The 23,864-nt window shown below is 54.5% G+C and carries 21 protein-coding genes, 4 tRNA genes and 1 riboswitch; of the genes, 15 read left to right on the forward strand and 10 right to left on the reverse strand.

What is annotated here, in order from left to right:
• Window positions 1–29: 29 nt before the first annotated feature.
• From V1599_RS03750 to rpoC, 13 genes are all read left to right on the forward strand, one after another.
• Window positions 30–105: transfer RNA gene (locus tag V1599_RS03750), tRNA-Thr, on the forward strand.
• An 8-nt stretch (window positions 106–113) separates the two neighbouring features.
• Window positions 114–198, forward strand: a tRNA-Tyr gene (locus V1599_RS03755).
• A 117-nt stretch (window positions 199–315) separates the two neighbouring features.
• Window positions 316–390 (forward strand) — tRNA-Gly (locus tag V1599_RS03760).
• A gap of 6 nt (window positions 391–396) precedes the next feature.
• A tRNA-Thr gene (locus V1599_RS03765) sits at window positions 397–472 on the forward strand.
• A gap of 117 nt (window positions 473–589) precedes the next feature.
• Window positions 590–1,774 (forward strand): elongation factor Tu, encoded by a 1,185-nt coding sequence (tuf, locus tag V1599_RS03770; RefSeq protein ID WP_153689292.1) that lies wholly within the window; start codon window positions 590–592, stop codon window positions 1,772–1,774.
• A 229-nt stretch (window positions 1,775–2,003) separates the two neighbouring features.
• Entirely contained in the window at window positions 2,004–2,387 is a 384-nt protein-coding gene (secE, locus tag V1599_RS03775) for a preprotein translocase subunit SecE (RefSeq protein WP_003862342.1), read from the forward strand.
• Between the two features lies 1 nt (window position 2,388).
• Window positions 2,389–2,934 carry a transcription termination/antitermination protein NusG gene (gene nusG / locus V1599_RS03780; protein ID WP_106996043.1) on the forward strand — a complete coding sequence of 182 codons (546 nt, stop codon included), beginning with the start codon at window positions 2,389–2,391 and terminating at the stop codon, window positions 2,932–2,934.
• Between the two features lie 156 nt (window positions 2,935–3,090).
• Window positions 3,091–3,519: a 50S ribosomal protein L11 gene (gene rplK, locus V1599_RS03785; protein WP_008503452.1), complete on the forward strand. Its 429-nt coding sequence runs from the start codon at window positions 3,091–3,093 to the stop codon at window positions 3,517–3,519.
• Between the two features lie 3 nt (window positions 3,520–3,522).
• On the forward strand, window positions 3,523–4,227 hold the full coding sequence (gene rplA, locus V1599_RS03790) for a 50S ribosomal protein L1 (RefSeq protein WP_006810530.1): 705 nt from the start codon (window positions 3,523–3,525) through the stop codon (window positions 4,225–4,227).
• 291 nt (window positions 4,228–4,518) lie between these two features.
• Window positions 4,519–5,016 carry a 50S ribosomal protein L10 gene (gene rplJ / locus V1599_RS03795; RefSeq protein WP_112013161.1) on the forward strand — a complete coding sequence of 166 codons (498 nt, stop codon included), beginning with the start codon at window positions 4,519–4,521 and terminating at the stop codon, window positions 5,014–5,016.
• Window positions 5,017–5,082: 66 nt separating this feature from the next.
• A complete protein-coding gene (rplL, locus tag V1599_RS03800) occupies window positions 5,083–5,448 on the forward strand; it encodes a 50S ribosomal protein L7/L12 (protein ID WP_002445276.1) in 366 nt (121 codons plus the stop codon).
• Between the two features lie 319 nt (window positions 5,449–5,767).
• A complete protein-coding gene (gene rpoB / locus V1599_RS03805) occupies window positions 5,768–9,796 on the forward strand; it encodes a DNA-directed RNA polymerase subunit beta (RefSeq protein WP_112013162.1) in 4,029 nt (1,342 codons plus the stop codon).
• Between the two features lie 76 nt (window positions 9,797–9,872).
• Window positions 9,873–14,096 carry a DNA-directed RNA polymerase subunit beta' gene (gene rpoC / locus V1599_RS03810; RefSeq protein WP_112013163.1) on the forward strand — a complete coding sequence of 1,408 codons (4,224 nt, stop codon included), beginning with the start codon at window positions 9,873–9,875 and terminating at the stop codon, window positions 14,094–14,096.
• Between the two features lie 88 nt (window positions 14,097–14,184).
• On the opposite strand, the gene V1599_RS03815 is transcribed toward rpoC, so the two are convergent.
• Both V1599_RS03815 and V1599_RS03820 read right to left on the reverse strand, forming a co-directional pair.
• Window positions 14,185–14,502, reverse strand: a complete 318-nt coding sequence (locus tag V1599_RS03815) for a PTS lactose/cellobiose transporter subunit IIA (RefSeq protein WP_112013164.1) — start codon at window positions 14,500–14,502, stop codon at window positions 14,185–14,187.
• Entirely contained in the window at window positions 14,502–14,810 is a 309-nt protein-coding gene (locus V1599_RS03820; RefSeq protein ID WP_010425948.1) for a PTS sugar transporter subunit IIB, read from the reverse strand. Before V1599_RS03820 ends, V1599_RS03815 begins: the two co-directional genes overlap by 1 nt.
• On the opposite strand from V1599_RS03820, the gene V1599_RS03825 reads away from it, so the two are divergent.
• A complete protein-coding gene (locus V1599_RS03825; RefSeq protein WP_181573268.1) occupies window positions 14,764–15,012 on the forward strand; it encodes a hypothetical protein in 249 nt (82 codons plus the stop codon). The two genes, V1599_RS03820 and V1599_RS03825, sit on opposite strands and share 47 nt — an antisense overlap.
• Here the strand turns inward: V1599_RS03825 and V1599_RS03830 are convergent.
• The 8 genes from V1599_RS03830 to rsd form a co-directional block, all read right to left on the reverse strand.
• Complete coding sequence (locus V1599_RS03830; protein ID WP_395301046.1) at window positions 14,992–16,533, reverse strand: diguanylate cyclase domain-containing protein; 1,542 nt, start codon at window positions 16,531–16,533, stop codon at window positions 14,992–14,994. The two genes, V1599_RS03825 and V1599_RS03830, sit on opposite strands and share 21 nt — an antisense overlap.
• Before the next feature lie 333 nt (window positions 16,534–16,866).
• The gene (gene thiH / locus V1599_RS03835; RefSeq protein ID WP_112013166.1) at window positions 16,867–18,000 is read right to left on the reverse strand and encodes a 2-iminoacetate synthase ThiH; all 1,134 of its coding nucleotides are present in this window, start codon (window positions 17,998–18,000) and stop codon (window positions 16,867–16,869) included.
• Window positions 17,997–18,767, reverse strand: a complete 771-nt coding sequence (gene thiG, locus V1599_RS03840; protein ID WP_395301047.1) for a thiazole synthase — start codon at window positions 18,765–18,767, stop codon at window positions 17,997–17,999. Before thiG ends, thiH begins: the two co-directional genes overlap by 4 nt.
• Window position 18,768: 1 nt before the next feature.
• The gene (gene thiS / locus V1599_RS03845; protein WP_395301048.1) at window positions 18,769–18,969 is read right to left on the reverse strand and encodes a sulfur carrier protein ThiS; all 201 of its coding nucleotides are present in this window, start codon (window positions 18,967–18,969) and stop codon (window positions 18,769–18,771) included.
• The gene (locus tag V1599_RS03850; protein WP_395301049.1) at window positions 18,953–19,708 is read right to left on the reverse strand and encodes a HesA/MoeB/ThiF family protein; all 756 of its coding nucleotides are present in this window, start codon (window positions 19,706–19,708) and stop codon (window positions 18,953–18,955) included. The genes thiS and V1599_RS03850 overlap by 17 nt, the downstream gene beginning before the upstream one ends.
• Window positions 19,701–20,336 (reverse strand): thiamine phosphate synthase, encoded by a 636-nt coding sequence (thiE, locus tag V1599_RS03855; RefSeq protein WP_395301050.1) that lies wholly within the window; start codon window positions 20,334–20,336, stop codon window positions 19,701–19,703. The genes V1599_RS03850 and thiE overlap by 8 nt, the downstream gene beginning before the upstream one ends.
• Complete coding sequence (thiC, locus tag V1599_RS03860) at window positions 20,336–22,231, reverse strand: phosphomethylpyrimidine synthase ThiC (protein ID WP_395301051.1); 1,896 nt, start codon at window positions 22,229–22,231, stop codon at window positions 20,336–20,338. The genes thiE and thiC overlap by 1 nt, the downstream gene beginning before the upstream one ends.
• Before the next feature lie 78 nt (window positions 22,232–22,309).
• Window positions 22,310–22,419: riboswitch (TPP riboswitch) on the reverse strand.
• Window positions 22,420–22,473: 54 nt separating this feature from the next.
• A complete protein-coding gene (rsd, locus tag V1599_RS03865) occupies window positions 22,474–22,971 on the reverse strand; it encodes a sigma D regulator (RefSeq protein ID WP_112013172.1) in 498 nt (165 codons plus the stop codon).
• 95 nt (window positions 22,972–23,066) lie between these two features.
• Between rsd and nudC the strand changes: the two genes are divergently transcribed.
• The gene (gene nudC, locus V1599_RS03870) at window positions 23,067–23,840 is read left to right on the forward strand and encodes an NAD(+) diphosphatase (RefSeq protein WP_112013173.1); all 774 of its coding nucleotides are present in this window, start codon (window positions 23,067–23,069) and stop codon (window positions 23,838–23,840) included.
• Window positions 23,841–23,864 lie beyond the last annotated feature (24 nt).

Here is a 23,864-nt window from a genome sequence, read left to right on the forward strand (position 1 = left end):
ATGTCTCCATAGAATGCGCGCTACTTGATGCCGACTTAGCTCAGTAGGTAGAGCAACTGACTTGTAATCAGTAGGTCACCAGTTCGATTCCGGTAGTCGGCACCATCAAGTCCGGTGGGGTTCCCGAGCGGCCAAAGGGAGCAGACTGTAAATCTGCCGTCACAGACTTCGAAGGTTCGAATCCTTCCCCCACCACCACTTTCTGGCAGCGAATTTGCCGCCGGAGCTGGTTGGAAAAATTGACCAGCTCGAACTTAAAAAGAGAGAAATCTCTTTTTTTGTTACAGAAAGAACTGGGTAGCCGAGTTTCAGGATGCGGGCATCGTATAATGGCTATTACCTCAGCCTTCCAAGCTGATGATGCGGGTTCGATTCCCGCTGCCCGCTCCAATACGTGCTGATATGGCTCAGTTGGTAGAGCGCACCCTTGGTAAGGGTGAGGTCCCCAGTTCGACTCTGGGTATCAGCACCACTTCACTTCTCCTCCCTTTTCTCTCTGTTTCAATGTAAATGTATTCAACAGTTCAGGCATTTCGCCTGGTTGATGTGGTGATATCACCGATTTATCCGTGTCTTAGAGGGACAATCGATGTCTAAAGAAAAGTTTGAACGTACAAAACCGCACGTTAACGTCGGTACTATCGGCCACGTTGACCATGGTAAAACAACGCTGACCGCTGCAATCACTACCGTACTGGCTAAAACCTACGGCGGTGCTGCTCGCGCATTCGACCAGATCGATAACGCACCAGAAGAAAAAGCTCGTGGTATCACCATCAACACCTCTCACGTTGAATATGACACCCCGACTCGCCACTACGCACACGTAGACTGCCCGGGCCACGCCGACTATGTTAAAAACATGATCACCGGTGCTGCGCAGATGGACGGCGCGATCCTGGTTGTTGCTGCGACTGACGGCCCAATGCCTCAGACCCGTGAGCACATCCTGCTGGGTCGTCAGGTAGGCGTTCCTTTCATCATCGTGTTCCTGAACAAGTGCGACATGGTTGATGACGAAGAGCTGCTGGAACTGGTAGAGATGGAAGTTCGTGAACTGCTGTCTCAGTACGATTTCCCAGGCGACGACACCCCAATCGTTCGTGGTTCCGCGCTGAAAGCGCTGGAAGGCGAAGCAGAGTGGGAAGCGAAAATCATCGAACTGGCTGGCTTCCTGGATTCTTACATCCCAGAACCAGAGCGTGCGATTGACAAGCCGTTCCTGCTGCCAATCGAAGACGTATTCTCCATCTCCGGTCGTGGTACCGTTGTTACCGGTCGTGTAGAGCGCGGTATCATCAAAGTTGGCGAAGAAGTTGAAATCGTTGGTATCAAAGAGACTGCGAAGTCTACCTGTACTGGCGTTGAAATGTTCCGCAAACTGCTGGACGAAGGCCGTGCTGGTGAGAACGTTGGTGTTCTGCTGCGTGGTATCAAACGTGAAGAAATCGAACGTGGTCAGGTACTGGCGAAGCCAGGCTCAATCAAGCCACACACCAAGTTCGAATCTGAAGTGTACATCCTGTCCAAAGACGAAGGCGGCCGTCATACTCCGTTCTTCAAAGGCTACCGTCCACAGTTCTACTTCCGTACAACTGACGTGACCGGTACCATCGAACTGCCAGAAGGCGTAGAGATGGTAATGCCAGGCGACAACATCAAGATGGTTGTGACGCTGATCCACCCAATCGCGATGGACGACGGTCTGCGTTTCGCAATCCGTGAAGGCGGCCGTACCGTTGGCGCGGGCGTTGTTGCTAAAGTTCTCGGCTAATCGCTGATAATATTTGACGCAATGCGCAATAAAAGGGCATCATTTGATGCCCTTTTTGCACGCTTTCACATCAGAACCTGGCTCATCAGTGATTATTTTTGTCATAATCATTGCTGAGACAGGCTCTGCAGAGAGCGTATAATCCGAAAAGCGAATACGCATTTCGATTTGGTTTGCCTCGCGATCGCGGGGTGAAAATGTTTGTAGAATACTTCTGACAGGTTGGTTTATGAGTGCGAATACCGAAGCTCAAGGAAGCGGGCGCGGCCTGGAAGCGATGAAATGGGTAGTTGTAGCCGTGCTGCTTATCGTGGCGATCGTGGGCAACTATCTTTATCGTGACATGATGCTGCCGCTACGTGCGCTTGCAGTGGTAATTCTGATTGCTGCAGCGGGTGGTGTCGCGCTGTTGACGACAAAAGGTAAAGCGACAGTCGCTTTTGCCCGCGAAGCGCGTACCGAAGTCCGTAAGGTAATTTGGCCGACTCGCCAGGAAACATTGCACACCACGCTGATTGTAGCGGCGGTTACCGCTGTAATGTCACTGATCCTGTGGGGACTGGATGGTATTCTGGTTCGCCTGGTATCCTTTATCACTGGCCTGAGGTTCTGAGATGTCTGAAGCCCCTAAAAAGCGCTGGTACGTCGTTCAGGCGTTTTCCGGTTTTGAAGGCCGCGTAGCAACGTCGCTGCGTGAGCATATCAAATTACACAACATGGAAGAGTTGTTTGGCGATGTCATGGTCCCGACCGAAGAAGTGGTTGAGATCCGTGGCGGCCAGCGTCGCAAAAGCGAGCGCAAATTCTTCCCGGGTTACGTGCTGGTTCAAATGGTTATGAACGACGCGAGCTGGCACCTGGTGCGCAGCGTACCGCGCGTGATGGGCTTTATCGGCGGCACGTCTGACCGTCCGGCGCCAATCAGCGACAAAGAAGTTGATGCGATTATGAACCGCCTGCAGCAGGTTGGTGATAAGCCGCGTCCGAAAACGCTGTTTGAACCGGGTGAAATGGTGCGTGTTAACGACGGTCCGTTTGCTGACTTTAATGGTGTGGTTGAAGAAGTGGACTACGAGAAGTCCCGCCTGAAAGTTTCCGTCTCTATCTTCGGTCGTGCGACCCCGGTAGAACTGGACTTTGCCCAGGTAGAGAAAGCCTAAGCAGCGATCAAAAAAGCGACGATTTAATCGTTGCACAAGGCGCGAGATTGGAATACAATTTCGCGCCTTTTGTTTTTATGGGCATATGCCCGTAAGACGATTTTTATTCACGGGGAGCCTCTCTGAGGCGCTATTACCCAATCAGAGGATTTTAGAATGGCTAAGAAAGTACAAGCCTACGTCAAGCTGCAGGTTGCAGCTGGTATGGCGAACCCAAGTCCACCAGTTGGTCCAGCTCTGGGTCAGCAGGGTGTGAACATCATGGAATTCTGTAAAGCGTTCAACGCCAAAACCGAATCCCTGGAAAAAGGTCTGCCAATCCCAGTCGTAATCACTGTTTACGCTGACCGTTCTTTCACTTTCGTTACCAAAACCCCTCCAGCAGCAGTACTGCTGAAGAAAGCGGCTGGTATCAAGTCTGGTTCCGGTAAGCCGAACAAAGACAAAGTGGGTAAAATTTCCCGCGCTCAGCTGCAGGAAATCGCGCAGACCAAAGCTGCCGACATGACTGGTGCCGACATTGAAGCGATGACTCGCTCAATCGAAGGTACTGCACGTTCCATGGGCCTGGTAGTGGAGGACTAAGAAATGGCTAAACTGACCAAGCGCATGTCCGTGATCCGTGACAAAGTTGATGCGACCAAACAGTACGACATCAACGAAGCTATCGCTCTGCTGAAAGAACTGGCAACTGCTAAGTTCGTTGAAAGCGTTGACGTTGCCGTTAACCTGGGCATCGACGCTCGTAAATCCGATCAGAACGTTCGTGGCGCAACTGTACTGCCACACGGTACTGGCCGTTCCGTTCGCGTAGCTGTATTTGCTCAGGGTGCAAACGCTGAAGCGGCTAAAGCTGCCGGCGCTGAACTGGTAGGTATGGAAGATCTGGCTGATCAGATCAAGAAAGGCGAAATGAACTTTGACGTTGTTATTGCTTCTCCAGATGCAATGCGCGTTGTTGGCCAGCTGGGCCAGGTTCTGGGTCCACGCGGCCTGATGCCAAACCCGAAAGTGGGTACTGTAACGCCTAACGTTGCTGAAGCGGTTAAGAACGCTAAAGCAGGTCAGGTTCGTTATCGTAACGACAAAAACGGCATCATCCACACCACCATCGGTAAAGTGGACTTTGACGCTGACAAACTGAAAGAAAACCTGGAAGCTCTGCTGGTTGCGCTGAAAAAAGCAAAACCAACTCAGGCGAAAGGCGTGTACATCAAGAAAGTTAGCATCTCCACCACCATGGGTGCAGGTGTTGCAGTTGACCAGGCTGGCCTGAGCGCTGCTGCAAACTAATGCCTTTACGTGGGCGGTGATTTTGTCTACAATCTTACCCCCACGTTTGCTAACAAACGTTAGCGGCTAAAAGATTTGTTCGTTGGAGCCTGGCCTATCCAGGCCTCCGTCGAAGACCGCAGGTGTTTCGCAAGAGACTTAATCCCCTGCGTAGACGGTGACAGAACGCTAAGATTATTTTTTGAATACTCTGGCTTGTTTCTGCTCACCGTATTAAGACGCTCTCTCCGTTTGGAAGAGTGAAGTGAGTTCCGGAACATGAGTTCCGGCAAACATCCAGGAGCAAAGCTAATGGCTTTAAATCTTCAAGACAAACAAGCGATTGTTGCTGAAGTCAGCGAAGTAGCCAAAGGCGCGCTGTCTGCAGTAGTTGCGGATTCCCGTGGCGTAACTGTAGACAAAATGACTGAACTGCGTAAAGCAGGTCGTGAAGCTGGCGTATACATGCGTGTTGTTCGTAACACCCTGCTGCGCCGCGTAGTTGAAGGTACTCCATTCGAGTGCCTGAAAGACACGTTTGTTGGTCCGACCCTGATTGCATACTCTATGGAACACCCGGGCGCTGCTGCTCGTCTGTTCAAAGAGTTCGCGAAAGCGAATGCAAAATTTGAGGTCAAAGCTGCAGCCTTTGAAGGTGAGTTGATCCCGGCATCGCAAATCGATCGCCTGGCAACCCTGCCGACCTACGAAGAAGCAATTGCACGCCTGATGGCAACCATGAAAGAAGCTGCGGCTGGCAAACTGGTTCGCACTCTGGCTGCTGTACGCGATGCAAAAGAAGCTGCTTAATCGCAGTTATCTTTATAAAGCATTTGCTTACGTATAAACTTATTCTGATTTTCAGGAACAATTTAAATGTCTATCACTAAAGATCAAATCATTGAAGCAGTAGCAGCTATGTCCGTAATGGACGTTGTAGAGCTGGTTTCTGCAATGGAAGAAAAATTCGGTGTTTCCGCTGCTGCTGCTGTAGCTGTAGCTGCTGGCCCGGCTGAAGCTGCTGAAGAAAAAACTGAATTCGACGTAATTCTGAAAGCTGCTGGCGCTAACAAAGTTGCTGTTATCAAAGCAGTACGTGGCGCAACCGGTCTGGGTCTGAAAGAAGCTAAAGACCTGGTAGAATCTGCTCCAGCTGCGCTGAAAGAAGGCGTGAGCAAAGACGACGCAGAAGCACTGAAAAAATCTCTGGAAGAAGCTGGCGCTGAAGTTGAAGTTAAATAAGCCAACTTTTCTGGTTGCAGCCTAAGAAATTAGGCTGATGGCTGGTGACTTTTTAGTCACCAGCCTTTTTGCGCTGTAAGGCATCAGCAGCATTTCACACTGTTTGACTGCTGGTTGTCCTGACAATGCATGTTTCTATCGACGACTTAATATATTGCGACAGGGTGCTCGCTCTGTGTAAATCGCGACGAAATGATTTAAGCGTGATAGCAACAGGTATTGCGGAAAGTATTCAATTTTCCGGTCCACAAAATGGTGTTGCACAAACTGTCCCTTCGTCGGACAGATGGGTCGACTTGTCAGCGAGCTGAGGAACCCTATGGTTTACTCCTATACCGAGAAAAAACGTATTCGTAAGGATTTTGGTAAACGTCCACAAGTTTTGGACATTCCATATCTCCTTTCTATCCAGCTTGACTCGTTCCAGAAGTTTATCGAGCAAGATCCTGAAGGGCAGTACGGTCTGGAAGCAGCCTTCCGCTCCGTGTTCCCGATTCAGAGCTACAGCGGTAACTCCGAGCTGCAGTACGTCAGCTACCGCCTTGGCGAACCGGTGTTTGACGTTCAGGAATGTCAGATCCGTGGCGTGACCTATTCCGCACCGCTGCGCGTAAAACTGCGTCTGGTGATCTACGAGCGCGAAGCGCCGGAAGGCACCGTTAAAGACATTAAAGAACAAGAAGTCTACATGGGTGAAATTCCACTCATGACGGACAACGGTACTTTCGTTATCAACGGTACTGAGCGTGTTATCGTTTCCCAGCTGCATCGTAGCCCGGGCGTCTTCTTCGACAGCGATAAAGGTAAAACGCACTCATCCGGTAAAGTACTTTATAACGCACGCATTATTCCTTACCGTGGTTCATGGCTGGACTTCGAGTTCGATCCAAAAGACAACCTGTTTGTCCGTATCGACCGTCGTCGTAAGCTGCCTGCAACCATCATTCTGCGTGCGCTGCAATACACCACTGAGCAGATCCTGGACCTGTTCTTTGAGAAAGTGATCTTTGAAATCCGCGACAACAAGCTGCAGATGGAGCTGGTGCCGGAACGTCTGCGTGGTGAGACCGCGTCGTTCGACATCGAAGCCGACGGCAAAGTGTATGTGGAAAAAGGTCGCCGTATCACCGCGCGCCACATCCGCCAGCTGGAAAAAGATGATATCAAACACATCGAAGTACCGGTTGAATACATTGCAGGAAAAGTAGCCGCGAAAGATTACGTTGATGAATCAACTGGCGAGCTGATCTGCCCAGCGAACATGGAGCTGAGCCTGGATCTGCTGGCTAAGCTGAGCCAGTCTGGCCACAAACGTATCGAAACGCTGTTCACCAACGATCTGGACCACGGTCCTTATATCTCTGAGACTATTCGCGTCGACCCAACGACCGATCGTCTGAGCGCGCTGGTTGAAATCTACCGCATGATGCGTCCTGGTGAGCCACCAACTCGCGAAGCGGCTGAAAGCCTGTTCGAGAACCTTTTCTTCTCCGAAGACCGCTACGATCTGTCCGCGGTTGGTCGTATGAAGTTCAACCGTTCTCTGCTGCGTGACGAAATCGAAGGTTCCGGTATCCTGAGCAAAGACGACATCATCGAAGTGATGAAGAAGCTCATCGATATCCGTAACGGTAAAGGCGAAGTGGACGATATCGACCACCTCGGCAACCGTCGTATCCGTTCCGTTGGCGAAATGGCGGAAAACCAGTTCCGCGTTGGCCTGGTACGTGTAGAGCGTGCGGTGAAAGAGCGTCTGTCTCTGGGCGATCTGGATACCCTGATGCCTCAGGATATGATCAACGCCAAGCCGATTTCTGCAGCAGTGAAAGAGTTCTTCGGTTCCAGCCAGCTGTCTCAGTTTATGGACCAGAACAACCCGCTGTCTGAGATCACGCACAAACGTCGTATCTCTGCACTCGGCCCAGGCGGTCTGACCCGTGAACGTGCGGGCTTCGAAGTTCGAGACGTACACCCGACTCACTACGGTCGAGTATGTCCAATCGAAACGCCTGAAGGTCCAAACATCGGTCTGATCAACTCCCTGTCCGTGTACGCACAGACAAACGAATACGGTTTCCTCGAGACCCCGTACCGTAAAGTGACTGACGGTGTTGTAACCGACGAAATTCACTACCTGTCTGCTATCGAAGAAGGCAACTACGTTATCGCTCAGGCGAACTCCAACCTGGATGACGAAGGCCACTTTGTAGAAGACCTGGTAACCTGCCGTAGCAAAGGCGAATCCAGCTTGTTCAGCCGCGACCAGGTTGACTACATGGACGTATCCACCCAGCAGGTTGTATCCGTCGGTGCGTCCCTGATCCCGTTCCTGGAACACGATGACGCCAACCGTGCATTGATGGGTGCGAACATGCAACGTCAGGCCGTTCCAACTCTGCGTGCTGATAAGCCGCTGGTTGGTACTGGTATGGAACGTGCTGTTGCCGTTGACTCCGGTGTTACTGCGGTTGCTAAGCGTGGCGGTACCGTTCAGTACGTGGATGCTTCCCGTATCGTTATCAAAGTTAACGAAGACGAGATGTACCCGGGCGAAGCAGGTATCGACATCTATAACCTGACCAAATACACCCGTTCTAACCAGAACACCTGTATCAACCAGATGCCTTGCGTATCTCTGGGTGAGCCAGTTGAGCGCGGCGACGTGCTGGCAGACGGTCCGTCCACCGACCTCGGTGAACTGGCGCTCGGTCAGAACATGCGCGTAGCGTTCATGCCGTGGAACGGTTACAACTTCGAAGACTCCATCCTCGTCTCCGAGCGCGTTGTTCAGGAAGATCGTTTCACCACCATCCACATTCAGGAACTGGCATGTGTGTCCCGTGACACCAAGCTGGGGCCAGAAGAGATCACCGCCGACATCCCTAACGTGGGTGAAGCTGCGCTCTCCAAGCTGGATGAATCCGGTATTGTTTACATCGGTGCGGAAGTGACCGGCGGCGACATTCTGGTTGGTAAGGTGACGCCGAAAGGTGAAACCCAGCTGACGCCAGAAGAGAAACTGCTGCGTGCCATCTTCGGTGAGAAAGCGTCTGACGTTAAAGACTCTTCTCTGCGCGTACCAAACGGTGTTTCCGGTACGGTTATCGACGTTCAGGTCTTCACCCGTGACGGCGTAGAAAAAGATAAACGTGCGCTGGAAATCGAAGAGATGCAGCTCAAACAGGCTAAGAAAGACCTGTCTGAAGAACTGCAGATCCTCGAAGCGGGTCTGTTCAGCCGTATCTACGCGGTGCTGGTTGCCGGTGGCGTTGAAGCTGAGAAGCTCGACAAACTGCCACGCGATCGCTGGCTGGAACTGGGCCTGACCGACGAAGAGAAACAAAATCAGCTGGAACAGCTGGCTGAGCAGTATGACGAACTGAAACACGAGTTCGAGAAAAAACTCGAAGCGAAACGCCGCAAAATCACTCAGGGCGACGATCTGGCACCGGGCGTGCTGAAGATTGTTAAGGTGTATCTGGCTGTTAAACGTCAGATTCAGCCTGGTGATAAGATGGCAGGTCGTCACGGTAACAAGGGTGTTATCTCTAAGATCAACCCGATCGAAGATATGCCGCACGATGCTAACGGTACGCCGGTAGATATCGTACTGAACCCGCTGGGCGTACCGTCTCGTATGAACATCGGTCAGATTCTGGAAACCCACCTGGGTATGGCAGCGAAAGGTATCGGCGACAAGATCAACGCCATGCTGAAACAGCAGGAAGAAGTCGCGAAACTGCGCGAATTCATCCAGCGTGCCTACGATCTGGGTACCGACGTTCGTCAGAAAGTCGACCTGAACACCTTCAGCGATGAAGAAGTGCTGCGTCTGGCAGAGAACCTGCGCAAAGGTATGCCAATTGCAACGCCGGTATTCGACGGTGCAAAAGAAGCTGAAATTAAAGAGCTGCTGCAACTGGGTGGTCTGCCAACGTCAGGTCAGATTACGCTGTTTGACGGCCGTACTGGTGAACAGTTTGAGCGTCCAGTAACCGTAGGTTACATGTACATGCTGAAACTGAACCACCTGGTCGATGACAAGATGCACGCTCGTTCTACCGGTTCTTACAGCCTGGTTACTCAGCAGCCGCTGGGTGGTAAGGCACAGTTCGGTGGTCAGCGCTTCGGGGAGATGGAAGTGTGGGCGCTGGAAGCATACGGCGCAGCATACACCCTGCAGGAAATGCTTACCGTTAAGTCTGATGACGTGAACGGTCGTACTAAGATGTATAAAAACATCGTAGACGGCAACCATCAGATGGAACCAGGCATGCCAGAATCCTTCAACGTACTGTTGAAAGAGATTCGTTCGCTGGGTATCAACATCGAACTGGAAGACGAGTAATTCTCGCTCAAACAGGTCACTGGTGTCGGGTTAACCCCCGACACCAGATTGTGCTAACTCCGACGGGAGCAAATCCGTGAAAGATTTATTAAAGTTTCTGAAAGCGCAGACTAAAACCGAAGAGTTTGATGCGATCAAAATTGCTCTGGCTTCGCCAGACATGATCCGTTCATGGTCTTTCGGTGAAGTTAAAAAGCCGGAAACCATCAACTACCGTACGTTCAAACCTGAGCGTGACGGCCTTTTCTGTGCGCGTATTTTCGGGCCAGTAAAAGACTACGAGTGCCTGTGCGGTAAGTACAAGCGCCTGAAACACCGTGGTGTGATCTGCGAGAAGTGCGGCGTTGAAGTGACCCAGACCAAAGTGCGTCGTGAGCGCATGGGCCACATCGAACTGGCGTCTCCAACTGCGCACATCTGGTTCCTGAAATCTCTGCCGTCCCGTATCGGCCTGCTGCTGGATATGCCGCTGCGCGATATCGAACGTGTTCTGTACTTCGAATCTTATGTGGTTATCGAAGGCGGGATGACGAACCTGGAACGCCACCAGATTCTGACCGAAGAACAGTATCTGGACGCGCTGGAAGAGTTCGGTGACGAATTCGACGCGAAAATGGGTGCGGAAGCTATCCAGGCCCTGCTGAAGAGCATGGATCTGGAGCAAGAGTGCGAGCAACTGCGTGAAGAGCTGAACGAAACCAACTCCGAAACCAAGCGTAAAAAGCTGACCAAGCGTATCAAGCTGCTAGAAGCGTTCGTTCAGTCTGGTAACAAGCCAGAGTGGATGATCCTGACCGTTCTGCCGGTTCTGCCGCCAGATCTGCGTCCGCTGGTTCCGCTGGACGGCGGTCGTTTCGCAACGTCGGATCTGAACGATCTGTACCGTCGCGTGATCAACCGTAACAATCGTCTGAAACGTCTGCTGGATCTGGCTGCGCCGGACATTATCGTACGCAACGAAAAACGTATGCTGCAGGAAGCGGTAGATGCCCTGCTGGATAACGGTCGTCGCGGTCGTGCGATCACCGGTTCTAACAAACGTCCTCTGAAATCTTTGGCCGACATGATCAAAGGTAAGCAGGGTCGTTTCCGTCAGAACCTGCTCGGTAAGCGCGTTGACTACTCCGGTCGTTCTGTAATCACTGTAGGTCCATACCTGCGTCTGCATCAGTGCGGTCTGCCGAAGAAAATGGCGCTGGAGCTGTTCAAACCGTTCATCTACGGCAAGCTGGAACTGCGTGGCCTGGCCACCACCATCAAAGCCGCTAAGAAAATGGTTGAGCGTGAAGAAGCTGTCGTTTGGGATATCCTGGACGAAGTTATCCGCGAACACCCGGTACTGCTGAACCGTGCACCAACACTGCACCGTCTGGGTATCCAGGCATTTGAGCCAGTCCTGATCGAAGGTAAAGCTATCCAGCTGCACCCGCTGGTTTGTGCGGCGTATAACGCCGACTTCGATGGTGACCAGATGGCTGTTCACGTACCGCTGACGCTGGAAGCCCAGCTCGAAGCGCGTGCGCTGATGATGTCTACCAACAACATCCTGTCTCCAGCGAACGGTGAGCCAATCATCGTTCCTTCTCAGGACGTTGTATTGGGTCTGTACTACATGACCCGTGACTGTGTTAACGCCAAAGGCGAAGGCATGGTGCTGACTGGCCCTAAAGAAGCTGAGCGTATTTACCGCGCTGGCCTGGCCTCTCTGCATGCGCGCGTTAAAGTGCGTATCACCGAATACGAAAAAGATGAAAACGGCGAATTCGTTGCGAAAACCAGCCTGAAAGACACGACCGTTGGCCGTGCAATTCTGTGGATGATCGTCCCGAAAGGTCTGCCTTTCTCCATCGTCAACCAGGCGCTGGGCAAGAAAGCGATCTCCAAAATGCTGAACACCTGTTACCGCATTCTGGGCCTGAAGCCGACCGTTATCTTCGCTGACCAGACCATGTATACCGGCTTTGCTTACGCTGCGCGCTCAGGTGCGTCCGTAGGTATCGACGACATGGTTATCCCAGAGAAGAAACACGAGATCATCTCTGAAGCAGAAGCCGAAGTTGCTGAGATCCAGGAGCAATTCCAGTCTGGTCTGGTGACTGCGGGCGAACGCTACAACAAAGTTATCGATATCTGGGCAGCGGCGAACGATCGTGTATCCAAAGCGATGATGGATAACCTGCAAACCGAAACCGTGATTAACCGTGACGGCGTCGAAGAGCAGCAGGTTTCTTTCAACAGCATCTACATGATGGCCGACTCCGGTGCGCGTGGTTCTGCAGCACAGATTCGTCAGCTGGCAGGTATGCGTGGTCTGATGGCGAAGCCAGATGGCTCCATCATCGAAACGCCAATCACCGCGAACTTCCGTGAAGGTCTGAACGTACTCCAGTACTTCATCTCCACGCACGGTGCGCGTAAAGGTCTGGCGGATACCGCACTGAAAACAGCGAACTCCGGTTACCTGACGCGTCGTCTGGTTGACGTTGCACAGGATCTGGTTGTTACCGAAGACGACTGTGGCACGCTGGAAGGCCTGGTGATGACTCCGGTTATCGAAGGCGGCGATGTTAAAGAGCCACTGCGCGATCGCGTACTGGGTCGTGTGACTGCGGAAGATATTCTGAAGCCGGGTACGGCGGACATTCTCGTTCCTCGTAACACCCTGCTGCACGAACATTGGTGTGACCTGCTCGAAGCCAACTCTGTTGACTCCGTAAAAGTGCGTTCCGTTGTATCCTGTGACACCGACTTTGGTGTATGTGCGCACTGCTATGGTCGTGACCTGGCGCGTGGCCACATCATCAACAAAGGTGAAGCCATCGGCGTTATCGCGGCACAGTCCATCGGTGAGCCGGGTACACAGCTGACGATGCGTACGTTCCACATCGGTGGTGCGGCATCTCGTGCGGCTGCTGAATCCAGCATTCAGGTGAAAAACAAAGGTAGCATCAAGCTCAGCAACGCGAAGTCTGTTGTTAACTCTTCAGGCAAGCTGGTTGTGACCTCTCGTAACACCGAGCTGAAGCTGATCGACGAATTCGGTCGTACTAAAGAGAGCTATAAAGTGCCTTACGGTGCTGTTATGGCGAAAGGTGATGGCGAGCAGGTTGCCGGCGGTGAAACCGTTGCAAACTGGGACCCACACACCATGCCGGTTATCACCGAAGTAAGTGGTTTCATCCGCTTCACTGACATGATCGACGGCCAGACCATTACTCGTCAGACCGACGAGCTGACCGGCCTGTCTTCTCTGGTGGTTCTGGATTCTGCTGAACGTACTACCGGCGGTAAAGATCTGCGTCCTGCACTGAAAATCGTTGATGCTCAGGGTAACGACGTTCTGATCCCGGGTACCGACATGCCTGCGCAGTACTTCCTGCCGGGTAAAGCGATTGTACAGCTGGAAGATGGCGTACAGATCAGTTCTGGTGACACCCTGGCGCGTATTCCTCAGGAATCCGGCGGTACCAAGGACATCACCGGTGGTCTGCCACGCGTTGCGGATCTGTTCGAAGCTCGTCGTCCGAAAGAGCCGGCAATCCTGGCGGAAATCAGCGGTATCATTTCCTTCGGTAAAGAGACCAAAGGTAAACGCCGTCTGGTTATCACCCCAGTAGATGGTAGTGAACCGTACGAAGAGATGATTCCTAAGTGGCGTCAGCTTAACGTGTTCGAAGGTGAACGTGTAGAACGTGGTGATGTTGTTTCCGATGGTCCAGAAGCACCGCACGACATTCTGCGTCTTCGTGGCGTACACGCGGTAACGCGTTACATCACCAACGAAGTACAGGACGTTTACCGTCTGCAAGGCGTTAAGATTAACGATAAGCACATCGAAGTTATCGTTCGTCAGATGCTGCGTAAAGCAACCATCGAAAATGCAGGCAGCTCCGACTTCCTGGAAGGCGAGCAGGTTGAATACTCACGCGTTAAGATTGCGAACCGCGATCTGGAAGCGAATGGCAAAATCGGTGCGACCTTCTCACGCGATCTGCTGGGTATCACCAAAGCCTCTCTGGCAACCGAGTCCTTCATCTCTGCAGCATCGTTCCAGGAAACGACTCGTGTCCTGACCGAAGCGGCTGTTGCGGGTAAACGTGATGAACTGCGCGGTCTGAAAGAGAACGTTATCGTGGGTCGTCTGATCCCGGCCGGTACCGGTTATGCGTACCACCAGGATCGTATGCGTCGTCGTGCGGCGGGCGAACTGCCAGCAGCACCGCAGGTTACTGCAGAAGATGCATCCGCGAGCCTGGCAGAGCTGCTGAACGCAGGTCTGGGCGGTTCTGACAACGATTAATCGTTGATATCGCTAATAAAAAAACCCGCTTCGGCGGGTTTTTTTTGTCTTTGTAGACCCGACAGGCGTATCGCCTCCGGGCTTTTTATCAGTTGATTAGCGGCAGTCGACGATAAAGCTCAATCATATCGCCCGCCAGATCCTGAATGACCATCGCGTTCATCAGGTGATCCTGCGAGTGCACGGTGATCAAATTAACCGGTAGCTTGCCGGTGCCTTCGTCCAGCCCAATTAGCTGCGTCTGGATAGTGTGCGCATGCTTCACGAATTCGCGCGACTCTTCCATCGCTTTTTCTGCTTCGTCAAAATTACCCTTGCGCGCCAATTGCAGCGCCGTCAGGGCCGCGCTGCGCGCTGCGCCTGCGTTGACCAGCAGTTCCATGATCGTTGTTTCTAAATCTTCCATTATGACTCCAGCAGCTTGAGCGCTTTCTCAAGTACAGCATCACCTTTCATCATGCCGTAATCCATCATATCAATCACCGCAACCTTTTTACCCAGCGGGTCAGCCTGCGCCTGTAGTTTAGCCTGCTCGTATTTAACCTGTGGCCCCAGCAATACGATGTCGGCCGTCGCGATATTGTCTTTAAACTCTGCGACAGGAACGGCTTTAATGGTTACTTCAACCCCTTTTTTCTGCGCGGCGTCTTTCATGCGTTGAACCAGCATGCTGGTTGACATTCCCGCTGCACAGCATAAAACGATGTTCTTCATAGTCAGCCTCGATCTACATGTGTTTATTGATAATTATCCCGTGCAGACCGCTTCAACAACCGCTTTGCCGCGAATGTGTGTGAGGCATCACAAAGAAATCGGCAATTTCCTGAAACCGGTTACAATTTTTACCGTCAGGGGAAAGATGCCCGCCGTAGCGGGCATAGAAGAGGAGGAGAGGTTAAACTTCAGACGTGCGTAAAATGCGGTTTTTACCCTGCTGCTTGGCGGTGTACAAGGCGTTGTCGACGCTGCCAACAAACTGCTCCAGCGGCTCGTAGCGCCATTCTCCCAATCCGGCGCTGAAGGTGACGTTGAGGTTTTCTTCACGCCACACGCGGTTTTCAACGGCGAGGCGCCATGTTTCCAGCAGCGAGAAGGACGAATCAAATAGCTCTGCCGTGAAGATCACCGCAAACTCTTCGCCGCCGTAGCGATAAACGGAAACATGATGCGGCTGCATCACCTGCAGCCCCTCGCGCGCGACGTTGCGCAGGACGATGTCACCGCTGAGGTGGCCCCACGTATCGTTGATCGATTTGAAATTATCAATATCGACAAGGGCGAGAGCAAAGGGCTGGTGGCTGTCGAGCAGCACAGCGATGTCCTCATCGAACGCACGGCGGTTCTTACAGCCCGTCAGCGCATCGTGCGTTGCCTGTCGGGCATACGCCATTTCCCGCGCCTTATTGGACTGAATGGTATGGCTGAGCGTTGCCTCAAGGCGCGGCGTCTGGCTGACGTCTCCGGTTTTTATCGCATTGATGATGTTCATCAACACGGTGCGGGAAGCATGGCGCAGGTACAAACCGAACAGGATAATAATGATGCTGGCCAGCGTGAAGCCCCAGCCAACGATGGTAGTTTCGTGACGCGTGATGTCGGAGAGCGTTTGACCTGACACGCGATAGATAACAAACCAGTCAGGATTCGTGAAGGAGTAGTAGTAATACCAGCTTTTGGTTTTTTTATCATATAAGTGCCCTTCGCCGCTGGTCATTTTATCCATGAGGGCTTCACTCACGTACTGCTTTGAGATTGCGCCGACATCCGGATGAAGCACGACCTCGCCGCCGCGTTCAACGACGTAAAACTCGCCCTGAACGGGTGCCACCATCTGTCGTAGGGTGTAACCCATTGAGGCCAAATCCAGATGGAATGCGAGCGTCCCTTTCAGTCGCCCTTCCGGTGAAATCACCGGCTTGTAGAGCGTTACCGTCGGCTTCCCGGTGAAGTAGTCTTTATATAAGTGGGTATAGTGGCTAAAGGTGCTGGCCTCCGCCTGCCCAACAAACCATGGGCGTAACCTGGGGTCAAAGGTCTTGCTGTTTTCCGTTGGTAGCACTTCTGGCGCGCGCAGATGATGGCCCAGAGCATCCGCCAGCGAAATGGATGACACGGTAGGCATGAGGTTCTGAAGGTGCATGAGCACCTGTAAACCTTCAGCAGGGTTAACGTTCACCGTCTGGTTTAACCGATCGTTACGCGCAAAGTAGGTCGCCGAGCGGCCAAGAATATAGTCATTTTCGCGCAGAATGGATTCGGTATAGTTCACCGCAAGGTTATGGGTGAAATTACCATTAATGTTATGATAATCCTCAAGAAAATCCCTTCTCTGTGAAAGCGTAATAATCACGGCAATCAGTGTAAAACTGAACAAGATACCCGCGAAACTGACCATTATCGGTCTGGTGAAAGAGAGTTTTCTGCTGTGAAGTGCCATGAGTTGTACGTCAGTCCAGATGGTATCGCATTGTGTGAATCGTTATCCTCTCAGCATAGTCGCTGCCCGGATGTTGTTTGCGAATTATACGGATCGCGTTTGATGGGATGATGATTTGCCTTAAGAATAGGTAAGATATTACGTATTTATTTGATGAATTAAACTAATGTTATGTCGGTGAGAGGGCAGGGCGAAACGAGGAAGAAGCTTTTCGCCCTGGACGGCATCCGCTGCTGTCCCGCTAAGCATATATAAACCGGGCGTGGGGCAACAATCGCCCGGTTATCGTCTTTCGAGCCGCCTCGTAGCCTTTTTATCCGATTTCAGTGCGTTTCAGCGTATTTGCGAGTTTCTTCCCAGCCAGCCGTCCCAGTCTTTCCAGACGGGCTGTAGGCCTTGTGCTACGAGAGCCTGCGCCACCTCTTCCGGGCGTCTTCCGTCGTGCGGGGCAAACTGCTCCAGCTCCGGGTGGTCGTCGGCATAACCCCCCGGCTGCGTTTTGGAGAATGCGCTGACGTTGTTGATCGCAAGCGGAATGACCCGATCGCGAAAAGCAGGGGATTCGCGGGTTGAAAGGGACAATTCCACCTCGGGTGCCAATAGCCGAAACGCGCAGATGGTTTGCACCAGCTGGCGTTCATCCATCAGCGAGGCCGGTTCTATTCCCCCCGCGCAGGGCCGCAGGCGGGGAAACGAGACGGAGTAGCGGCTTTGCCAGTAGTGCTGCTGCAGCCACAGCAGATGCTCCGCCACCATATAGCAATCTACCCTCCAGCTATCGGAGAGGCCAATCAGCGCGCCCAGGCCGATTTTGTCGATCCCCGCGCGTCCGAGCCTGTCCGGCGTTTCAAGCCGAAAGAAGAAGTCCTGCTTTTTGCCTTTAAGATGGTGCCGGGCATACATCGCCTCGTGGTAGGTTTCCTGGTAAACCATTACGCCGTCCAGGCCCAGGCTTTTCAGCTCCGCATATTCGTCCTGGGACAGGGGCTGCACTTCCATCTGCAGCGAGGAAAACGCGCGACGAAGGGCGGGCAGGTGCTGACGGAAATAATCCATTCCGACTTTCCCCTGATGCTCGCCGGTAACCAGCAGAAGATGCTCAAACCCCATCTCCCTGATGGCCTCGCACTCGCGCGCGATTTCGTTTTCGTCGAGCGTTTTGCGCTTGATGCGATTGCTCATCGAAAAGCCGCAGTAGGTGCAATCGTTGGCGCACAGGTTCGAGAGATAGAGCGGCACGTAAAAGCTTACCGTATTGCCGAAGCGCTGTCGGGTAAGCCGCTGCGCGCGCCGCGCCATCGGTTCCAGATATGCGCTGGCCGCCGGAGAAAGCAGGGCCATCATGTGATCCCGCGTTAGCTGGCGGGCTTCCAGCGCGCGCTCAACGTCTGCCTGCGTTTTACCGTTGATGCGCAGGCGAATATCTTCCCAGTCGAGCTGGCGCCAGCGCTCGGTGAAGGTCTTCATGAGAGCGCCTCCAGAAAGCCGGTCAGCGGGCTGGTGGCCTGCGCCTGAAAGCTGCGCGCGCCGGGGCCAGACTGTTTTGCCAGCAGGCCAGCCTCTACCGCGAGGCGGAATGCGCGCGCCATGGTCACCGGATCGTCCGCGACGGCTATCGCCGTATTCACCAGCACCGCGTCGGCCCCCATTTCCAGCGCCTGTGCGGCATGACTTGGTACGCCGATACCCGCATCAACGACAACGGGAACGGTAGCCTGAGCAATGATAATGTCCAGCATCGCGCGGGTTTCCAGCCCCTGGTTAGAGCCTATCGGTGCGCCCAGCGGCATCACCGCCGCGCAGCCGACCTCCTCAAGCCGCTTGCACAGAACGGGGTCAGCGCCGCAGTAGGGCAGAACGATAAACCCTTGCTGCACCAGCTTTTCCGCTGCCTTCAGGGTTTCAATCGGGTCGGGCAACAGCCAGCGGGCATCCGGGTGGATCTCCAGCTTTAGCCAGCGCGTGCCGAGCGCCTCGCGCGCCAGCTGAGCGGCAAAAATGGCCTCCTCGGCGGTTTTCGCACCGGACGTGTTCGGCAGCAGCGTGACGCCTGCCTCCAGCAGCGGTGCCAGAATGGCATCGCTTTGATTGCGCAGGTCCACGCGCTTGAGCGCCAGCGTCACCAGCTGGCTGCCGCTTTCGCGAATGGCATCGACCATCAGCTGCGAGGAGGCGAACTTTCCGGTCCCGGTGAACAGATGTGAATCAAAGACTTTATCGGCAATACGTAGCATCTCAGCCCCCTGCGATAACCTGAAACAGCAGGATGTTATCGCCTTCGCTCACCTGCTGATGTTCCCACCGCTCGCGCGGCAGGATCTGTTGATTGAGCGCCAGCGCCGTGCCCGGCTTGTGCTGGCGCAGTGCGTCAAGCAGCGCGGCGACGGTGAGGTTGTCGTCGCACTGCATCGGCTCATCGTTAAAGAGAATGCGCATTATGGCCTCCGCAAACCGGACAGCGGCTGGCGCGGTGCAGCGCCAGGTGCCGCCAGCCGCCGGCGCGCGCGTCGAACAGCCGCAGCGTATTGCGCTCCGTCTCCATGCCGCTCAGCAGCTTGATGGCTTCCAGCGCCTGCAGCGTGCCCATCACGCCGACCACCGGACCGAGAATGCCCGCCGTGCGGCAGTTGCGCGCCGGCTCGGCGTCGTCCGGCCACAGGCAGCGGTAGCAGCCCTGCGTCCACGGCGGCGTGAGAACCATCATCTGGCCGCCAAAGCCCACGGCGCTGGCGGTGATAAGCGGAGTATCGTTCGCCACGCAGGCGGCATTGATTGCCTGACGCGTTGCCATATTGTCGGAACAGTCGAGCACGACGTCAGCCAGAGCAACTTCGCGTTCGAGATCGTCACCAGCGAGGCGAGCCTGAAGCGCGATGAGTTCAATACCCGGATTGAGCTTAAGCAGCCGCTGGCGGGCAATGTCCGCCTTAGGCTGGCCAACATCCTCCGTGTTAAACAGGATCTGCCGCTGGAGATTGCTGATGTGAATATCATCGTCATCCGCCAGCACCAGCGTGCCTACGCCAGCCCCCGCCAGATAGAGCGCGGCGGGCGCGCCCAACCCGCCGAGACCGACGATCAATACCCGGCTTTTGAGCAGCGTTTCCTGGCCGTCGGTAGCGATATCCTCCAGCAGGATCTGGCGGCTGTAGCGCATAAAGTCGCGGTCATTCATCGCCTGCTCCTGCGAGTGCCAGAAGCTTCGCCGTGGCGGCCTGCCAGTCCGCCGCCTGGGTGATCGCGCTGACGACGGCAATGCTGCCCACGCCGGTATCCAGCACGCCCGGGGCGCGCTGAAGGCTAATACCGCCGATGGCGACGGTGGGGTAGTCCGCGAGGCGTTTGACGTGTTCCTCCAGCTGCGCCAGCCCCTGCGGCGCGGACGGCATTTGCTTGGTTTGGGTCGGGAAGACGTGGCCAAGCGCGATGTAGGAGGGGCGAGCCGCCAGCGCGACGTCAATTTCCATGTCGTCGTGCGTTGAAACGCCGAGCCGCAAGCCGGCCGCGCGGATGGCGTTCAGATCCGTGGTTTCAAGATCTTCCTGGCCGAGATGCACGCCGTACGCCTGGTGCTTTATCGCCAGCCGCCAGTAGTCGTTGATAAACAGGCGGGCATTATATCGACGCCCCAGCACAATGGCGGCGAGCACGTCGGCCTCCACCTCTTCGTCGCGCTTATCCTTGATGCGCAGCTGGAGGGTGCGAACGCCCGCGTCGAGAAGGCGTTCAATCCATTCCACGCTGTCCACTACCGGATAAAGCCCCAGGCGGAAGGGGACGGGGGGAAAATCGGGCTGGTACATTACGCCTCCTCTTTTTTGAGGTAAATTTCGCCGCCTTTGGCGCGGAAATTCTCCGACATGTCCGCCATCCCCACTTCAATCGCCTGGGCGGCAGCGTAGTCGCGCACCTCCTGGCTGATCTTCATCGAGCAGAATTTTGGCCCGCACATAGAGCAGAAATGCGCGACTTTGCCGGACTCCTGCGGCAGCGTTTCGTCGTGGTAGGCGCGGGCGGTGAAAGGGTCGAGCGCCAGGTTGAACTGGTCTTCCCATCGGAACTCGAATCGCGCTTTCGACATGGCGTTATCGCGAATTTGCGCCCCCGGGTGGCCTTTTGCCAGGTCCGCCGCGTGGGCGGCAATTTTGTAGGTAATCAGCCCCTGCTTGACGTCCTCTTTGTTCGGCAGGCCGAGGTGCTCCTTCGGCGTCACGTAGCACAGCATCGCGCAGCCAAACCAGCCGATCATCGCCGCGCCAATGCCGGAGGTGAAGTGGTCATAGCCCGGCGCGATATCGGTGGTTAGCGGGCCTAACGTGTAAAACGGCGCTTCGTGACAGTGCTCCAGCTCCTCGGTCATGTTGCGGCGGATCATCTGCATCGGCACGTGTCCCGGGCCTTCAATCATCACCTGCACGTCGTACTCCCAGGCGATTTTGGTCAGCTCGCCCAGCGTGTGCAGTTCGGCAAACTGCGCTTCGTCGTTAGCGTCGCGAATGGAGCCCGGACGCAGGCCGTCGCCGAGCGAGAGGGAAACGTCATAGGCGGCGCAGATTTCGCAGATCTCGCGGAAGTGCTCGTAGAGGAAGTTTTCCCGGTGATGGGAGAGGCACCACTTCGCCATGATCGAGCCACCGCGCGAGACAATTCCGGTCAGGCGCCTGGCGGTCATCGGCACGTAGCGCAGCAGCACGCCCGCGTGAATGGTGAAGTAGTCCACGCCCTGTTCCGCTTGCTCCAGCAGCGTATCGCGGAACGCTTCCCAGGTGAGGTTTTCGGCAATGCCATTCACTTTTTCCAGCGCCTGGTAAATCGGGACGGTGCCAATCGGTACCGGGCTATTGCGCAGGATCCACTCGCGGGTTTCGTGAATATAGCGTCCGGTGGAGAGGTCCATCACCGTGTCCGCGCCCCAGCGCGTTGACCAGACCAGTTTTTCCACCTCTTCTTCAATGGAGGACGTGACCGCCGAGTTACCGATGTTGGCATTGACCTTCACCAGGAAGTTACGGCCGATGATCATCGGTTCGGATTCCGGATGGTTGATGTTGGCAGGGATAATGGCGCGTCCGGCGGCCACCTCGTCACGCACAAACTCCGGCGTGATGTTCTCCGGCAGGCGCGCGCCAAAGCTTTCGCCAGGATGCTGGTGGCGCAATATTTCGCTGCGGATGCGCTCGCGGCCCATGTTTTCACGGATGGCGATAAATTCCATTTCAGGGGTGACGATGCCCCGACGCGCGTAGTGAAGCTGGGTGACGCATTTGCCCGCCTTAGCGCGTTTTGGCGGCAGCAGGCCGGTGAAGCGCAGTTCGTCCAGGCCGTCGTCGGCCTGGCGCTCTTTTGCGTAAGCCGAGCTTTGCTCATTAAGCGCTTCGCTATCCTGGCGGGCTTCGATCCACGGCTGGCGCAGCTTCGCCAGGCCCTGCTGAACGTTGATAGTAATATCGGGGTCGCCGTAGGGACCGGAGGTGTCATAGACCGGAACGGCCTCGTTTTCCTCGAACTGCGGGTGCTCTTTGCTGCCGCCGATAAGCGTGGGGCTGAGCTGGATCTCGCGCATCGGGACGCGGATATCGGGCTGCGAGCCGGAAATATAGATACGTCTCGAGTTCGGGAAAGCGGTACCTTCCAGAGTGTCGATGAAGCGTTGGGCCTGTGCGCGCTGTTCGCGGCGGGTCAGTTTTGTTGTAGACATAGCGCATTCCAAAAGTGAAGGACATGGCTTGTCAGACGACGGATGAAGCAAGAGAGGATCGCCCGCAGGCGATGCAACAGCAGTTTGACTCTTGTTCCCTTCGCAGGTATTAGCCTGATCAGGTTCCGCGGATCCCGAATTAACGGTCTCAGCCCGTGCTTTCACACTGGGCACTCCGACAAGAAAAATCCCCCTCGTAAGAGGGGCGAATGGTTGTAAATTACTCGTTAACGATTAAGAACTCAAGCAGGCCGCGCAACGTTATCTTCGTTGCTGGCTTTCAAATCGTTGTCCAGCACCAGAGCGATCAGCTTGTCTTCCAGCGTGAATCGCTCCTCCATGGCCTCGCCCAGGTCGGACAGCGCCTGCTGAAACTCAAGATAGTTATCGTGATCGATAGCGTTCTCAAGCGTGGAGTCATAATAATCCATCATCCGCTGGGTGTTGGCTTCCAGCAGAGGATAGAGTTTGCTTGCCGCAATATATGGGCTGGTGCCTTCCATTTCGCGGATAATGCGTTCATAAATATTGAAATGGCCATCTGAAAGGTAGTCGACCAGGCTCTGACAAAAATCATCCAGCGCTTTTTCATTCAGCCGCATGTAAGATTCTTTGCCAGGCTTAATCCCGACCAGATTGTAGTAAGCCACGAGCAGATGCTTGCGGTCGTGTAGCCAGCGATCCACCAGTTTGTTACTTCCACCAACGCGCTCAGTCAGGCTTTCTAGCTGGTTTAACATATTCGACTCCGCAAGGTTAAGATGAAAAGCTGCCCATCCAAAATGTAATAATAATGTTACCAACATGCCTGTGAAGCGAAGGTAGTGCAATAGATATGGATCGTATAATTGAAAAATTAGATCGCGGCTGGTGGATCGTCAGCCATGAACAAAAGTTATGGCTGCCGCGCGGCGAACTCCCTTACGGCAACGCGGAGGATTTCGATCTTGCAGGCCAGCCCGCGCGCAGGATCGGGGAATGGCAGGGCGATCCCGTGTGGTTGATCCAGCAGGTGCGTCGTCAGGATATGGGATCTGTCCGTCAGGTGCTGGATCTGGACGCGGGGCTGTTTCAGCTGGCGGGCCGCGGCGTGCAGCTCGCGGAGTTTTACCGCTCGCATAAATACTGCGGCTACTGCGGCCATGCTATGCACCCAAGCAAGACCGAATGGGCAATGCTTTGCGGCCACTGCCGGGAGCGCTATTACCCGCAGATTGCGCCGTGCATCATCGTGGCGATCCGCCGCGAGGATTCCATCCTGCTGGCGCAGCATACCCGCCACCGCAACGGCATTCACACGGTTCTCGCCGGGTTTGTTGAGGTGGGCGAAACCCTGGAGCAAGCCGTCGCGCGCGAGGTGATGGAAGAGAGCGGTATCAAGGTCAAAAACCTGCGTTACGTAACGTCGCAGCCGTGGCCGTTCCCGATGTCGCTGATGACGGCGTTTATGGCCGAATACGACAGCGGTGACATTGTTATCGACCAGAAAGAGCTGCTGGAGGCGAGCTGGTATCGCTATGATGATTTACCGCTGCTGCCGCCTCCGGGAACGGTGGCACGTCGGCTGATAGAAGATACGGTGGCAATGTGTCGGGCCGAGTTTGAATGACATGTTACACTGTGGCCATGACGC

Origin of the sequence: Enterobacter sp. ECC-175 (assembly GCF_043968675.1) — a bacterium.
Classification (GTDB): domain Bacteria; phylum Pseudomonadota; class Gammaproteobacteria; order Enterobacterales; family Enterobacteriaceae; genus Enterobacter.

Bases quoted from the DNA above. Each gene is read 5' to 3' on its own strand.
- tuf (WP_153689292.1), top strand. From the start codon at position 590: ATGTCTAAAGAAAAGTTTGAACGTACAAAACCGCACGTTAACGTCGGT.
- secE (WP_003862342.1), top strand. From the start codon at position 2,004: ATGAGTGCGAATACCGAAGCTCAAGGAAGCGGGCGCGGCCTGGAAGCG.
- nusG (WP_106996043.1), top strand. From the start codon at position 2,389: ATGTCTGAAGCCCCTAAAAAGCGCTGGTACGTCGTTCAGGCGTTTTCC.
- rplK (WP_008503452.1), top strand. From the start codon at position 3,091: ATGGCTAAGAAAGTACAAGCCTACGTCAAGCTGCAGGTTGCAGCTGGT.
- rplA (WP_006810530.1), top strand. From the start codon at position 3,523: ATGGCTAAACTGACCAAGCGCATGTCCGTGATCCGTGACAAAGTTGAT.
- rplJ (WP_112013161.1), top strand. From the start codon at position 4,519: ATGGCTTTAAATCTTCAAGACAAACAAGCGATTGTTGCTGAAGTCAGC.
- rplL (WP_002445276.1), top strand. From the start codon at position 5,083: ATGTCTATCACTAAAGATCAAATCATTGAAGCAGTAGCAGCTATGTCC.
- rpoB (WP_112013162.1), top strand. From the start codon at position 5,768: ATGGTTTACTCCTATACCGAGAAAAAACGTATTCGTAAGGATTTTGGT.
- V1599_RS03815 (WP_112013164.1), bottom strand. From the start codon at position 14,502: ATGGAAGATTTAGAAACAACGATCATGGAACTGCTGGTCAACGCAGGC.
- V1599_RS03825 (WP_181573268.1), top strand. From the start codon at position 14,764: ATGCTGGTTGACATTCCCGCTGCACAGCATAAAACGATGTTCTTCATA.
- V1599_RS03820 (WP_010425948.1), bottom strand. From the start codon at position 14,810: ATGAAGAACATCGTTTTATGCTGTGCAGCGGGAATGTCAACCAGCATG.
- V1599_RS03830 (WP_395301046.1), bottom strand. From the start codon at position 16,533: ATGGCACTTCACAGCAGAAAACTCTCTTTCACCAGACCGATAATGGTC.
- thiH (WP_112013166.1), bottom strand. From the start codon at position 18,000: ATGAAGACCTTCACCGAGCGCTGGCGCCAGCTCGACTGGGAAGATATT.
- thiG (WP_395301047.1), bottom strand. From the start codon at position 18,767: ATGCTACGTATTGCCGATAAAGTCTTTGATTCACATCTGTTCACCGGG.
- thiS (WP_395301048.1), bottom strand. From the start codon at position 18,969: ATGCGCATTCTCTTTAACGATGAGCCGATGCAGTGCGACGACAACCTC.
- V1599_RS03850 (WP_395301049.1), bottom strand. From the start codon at position 19,708: ATGAATGACCGCGACTTTATGCGCTACAGCCGCCAGATCCTGCTGGAG.
- thiE (WP_395301050.1), bottom strand. From the start codon at position 20,336: ATGTACCAGCCCGATTTTCCCCCCGTCCCCTTCCGCCTGGGGCTTTAT.
- thiC (WP_395301051.1), bottom strand. From the start codon at position 22,231: ATGTCTACAACAAAACTGACCCGCCGCGAACAGCGCGCACAGGCCCAA.
- rsd (WP_112013172.1), bottom strand. From the start codon at position 22,971: ATGTTAAACCAGCTAGAAAGCCTGACTGAGCGCGTTGGTGGAAGTAAC.
- nudC (WP_112013173.1), top strand. From the start codon at position 23,067: ATGGATCGTATAATTGAAAAATTAGATCGCGGCTGGTGGATCGTCAGC.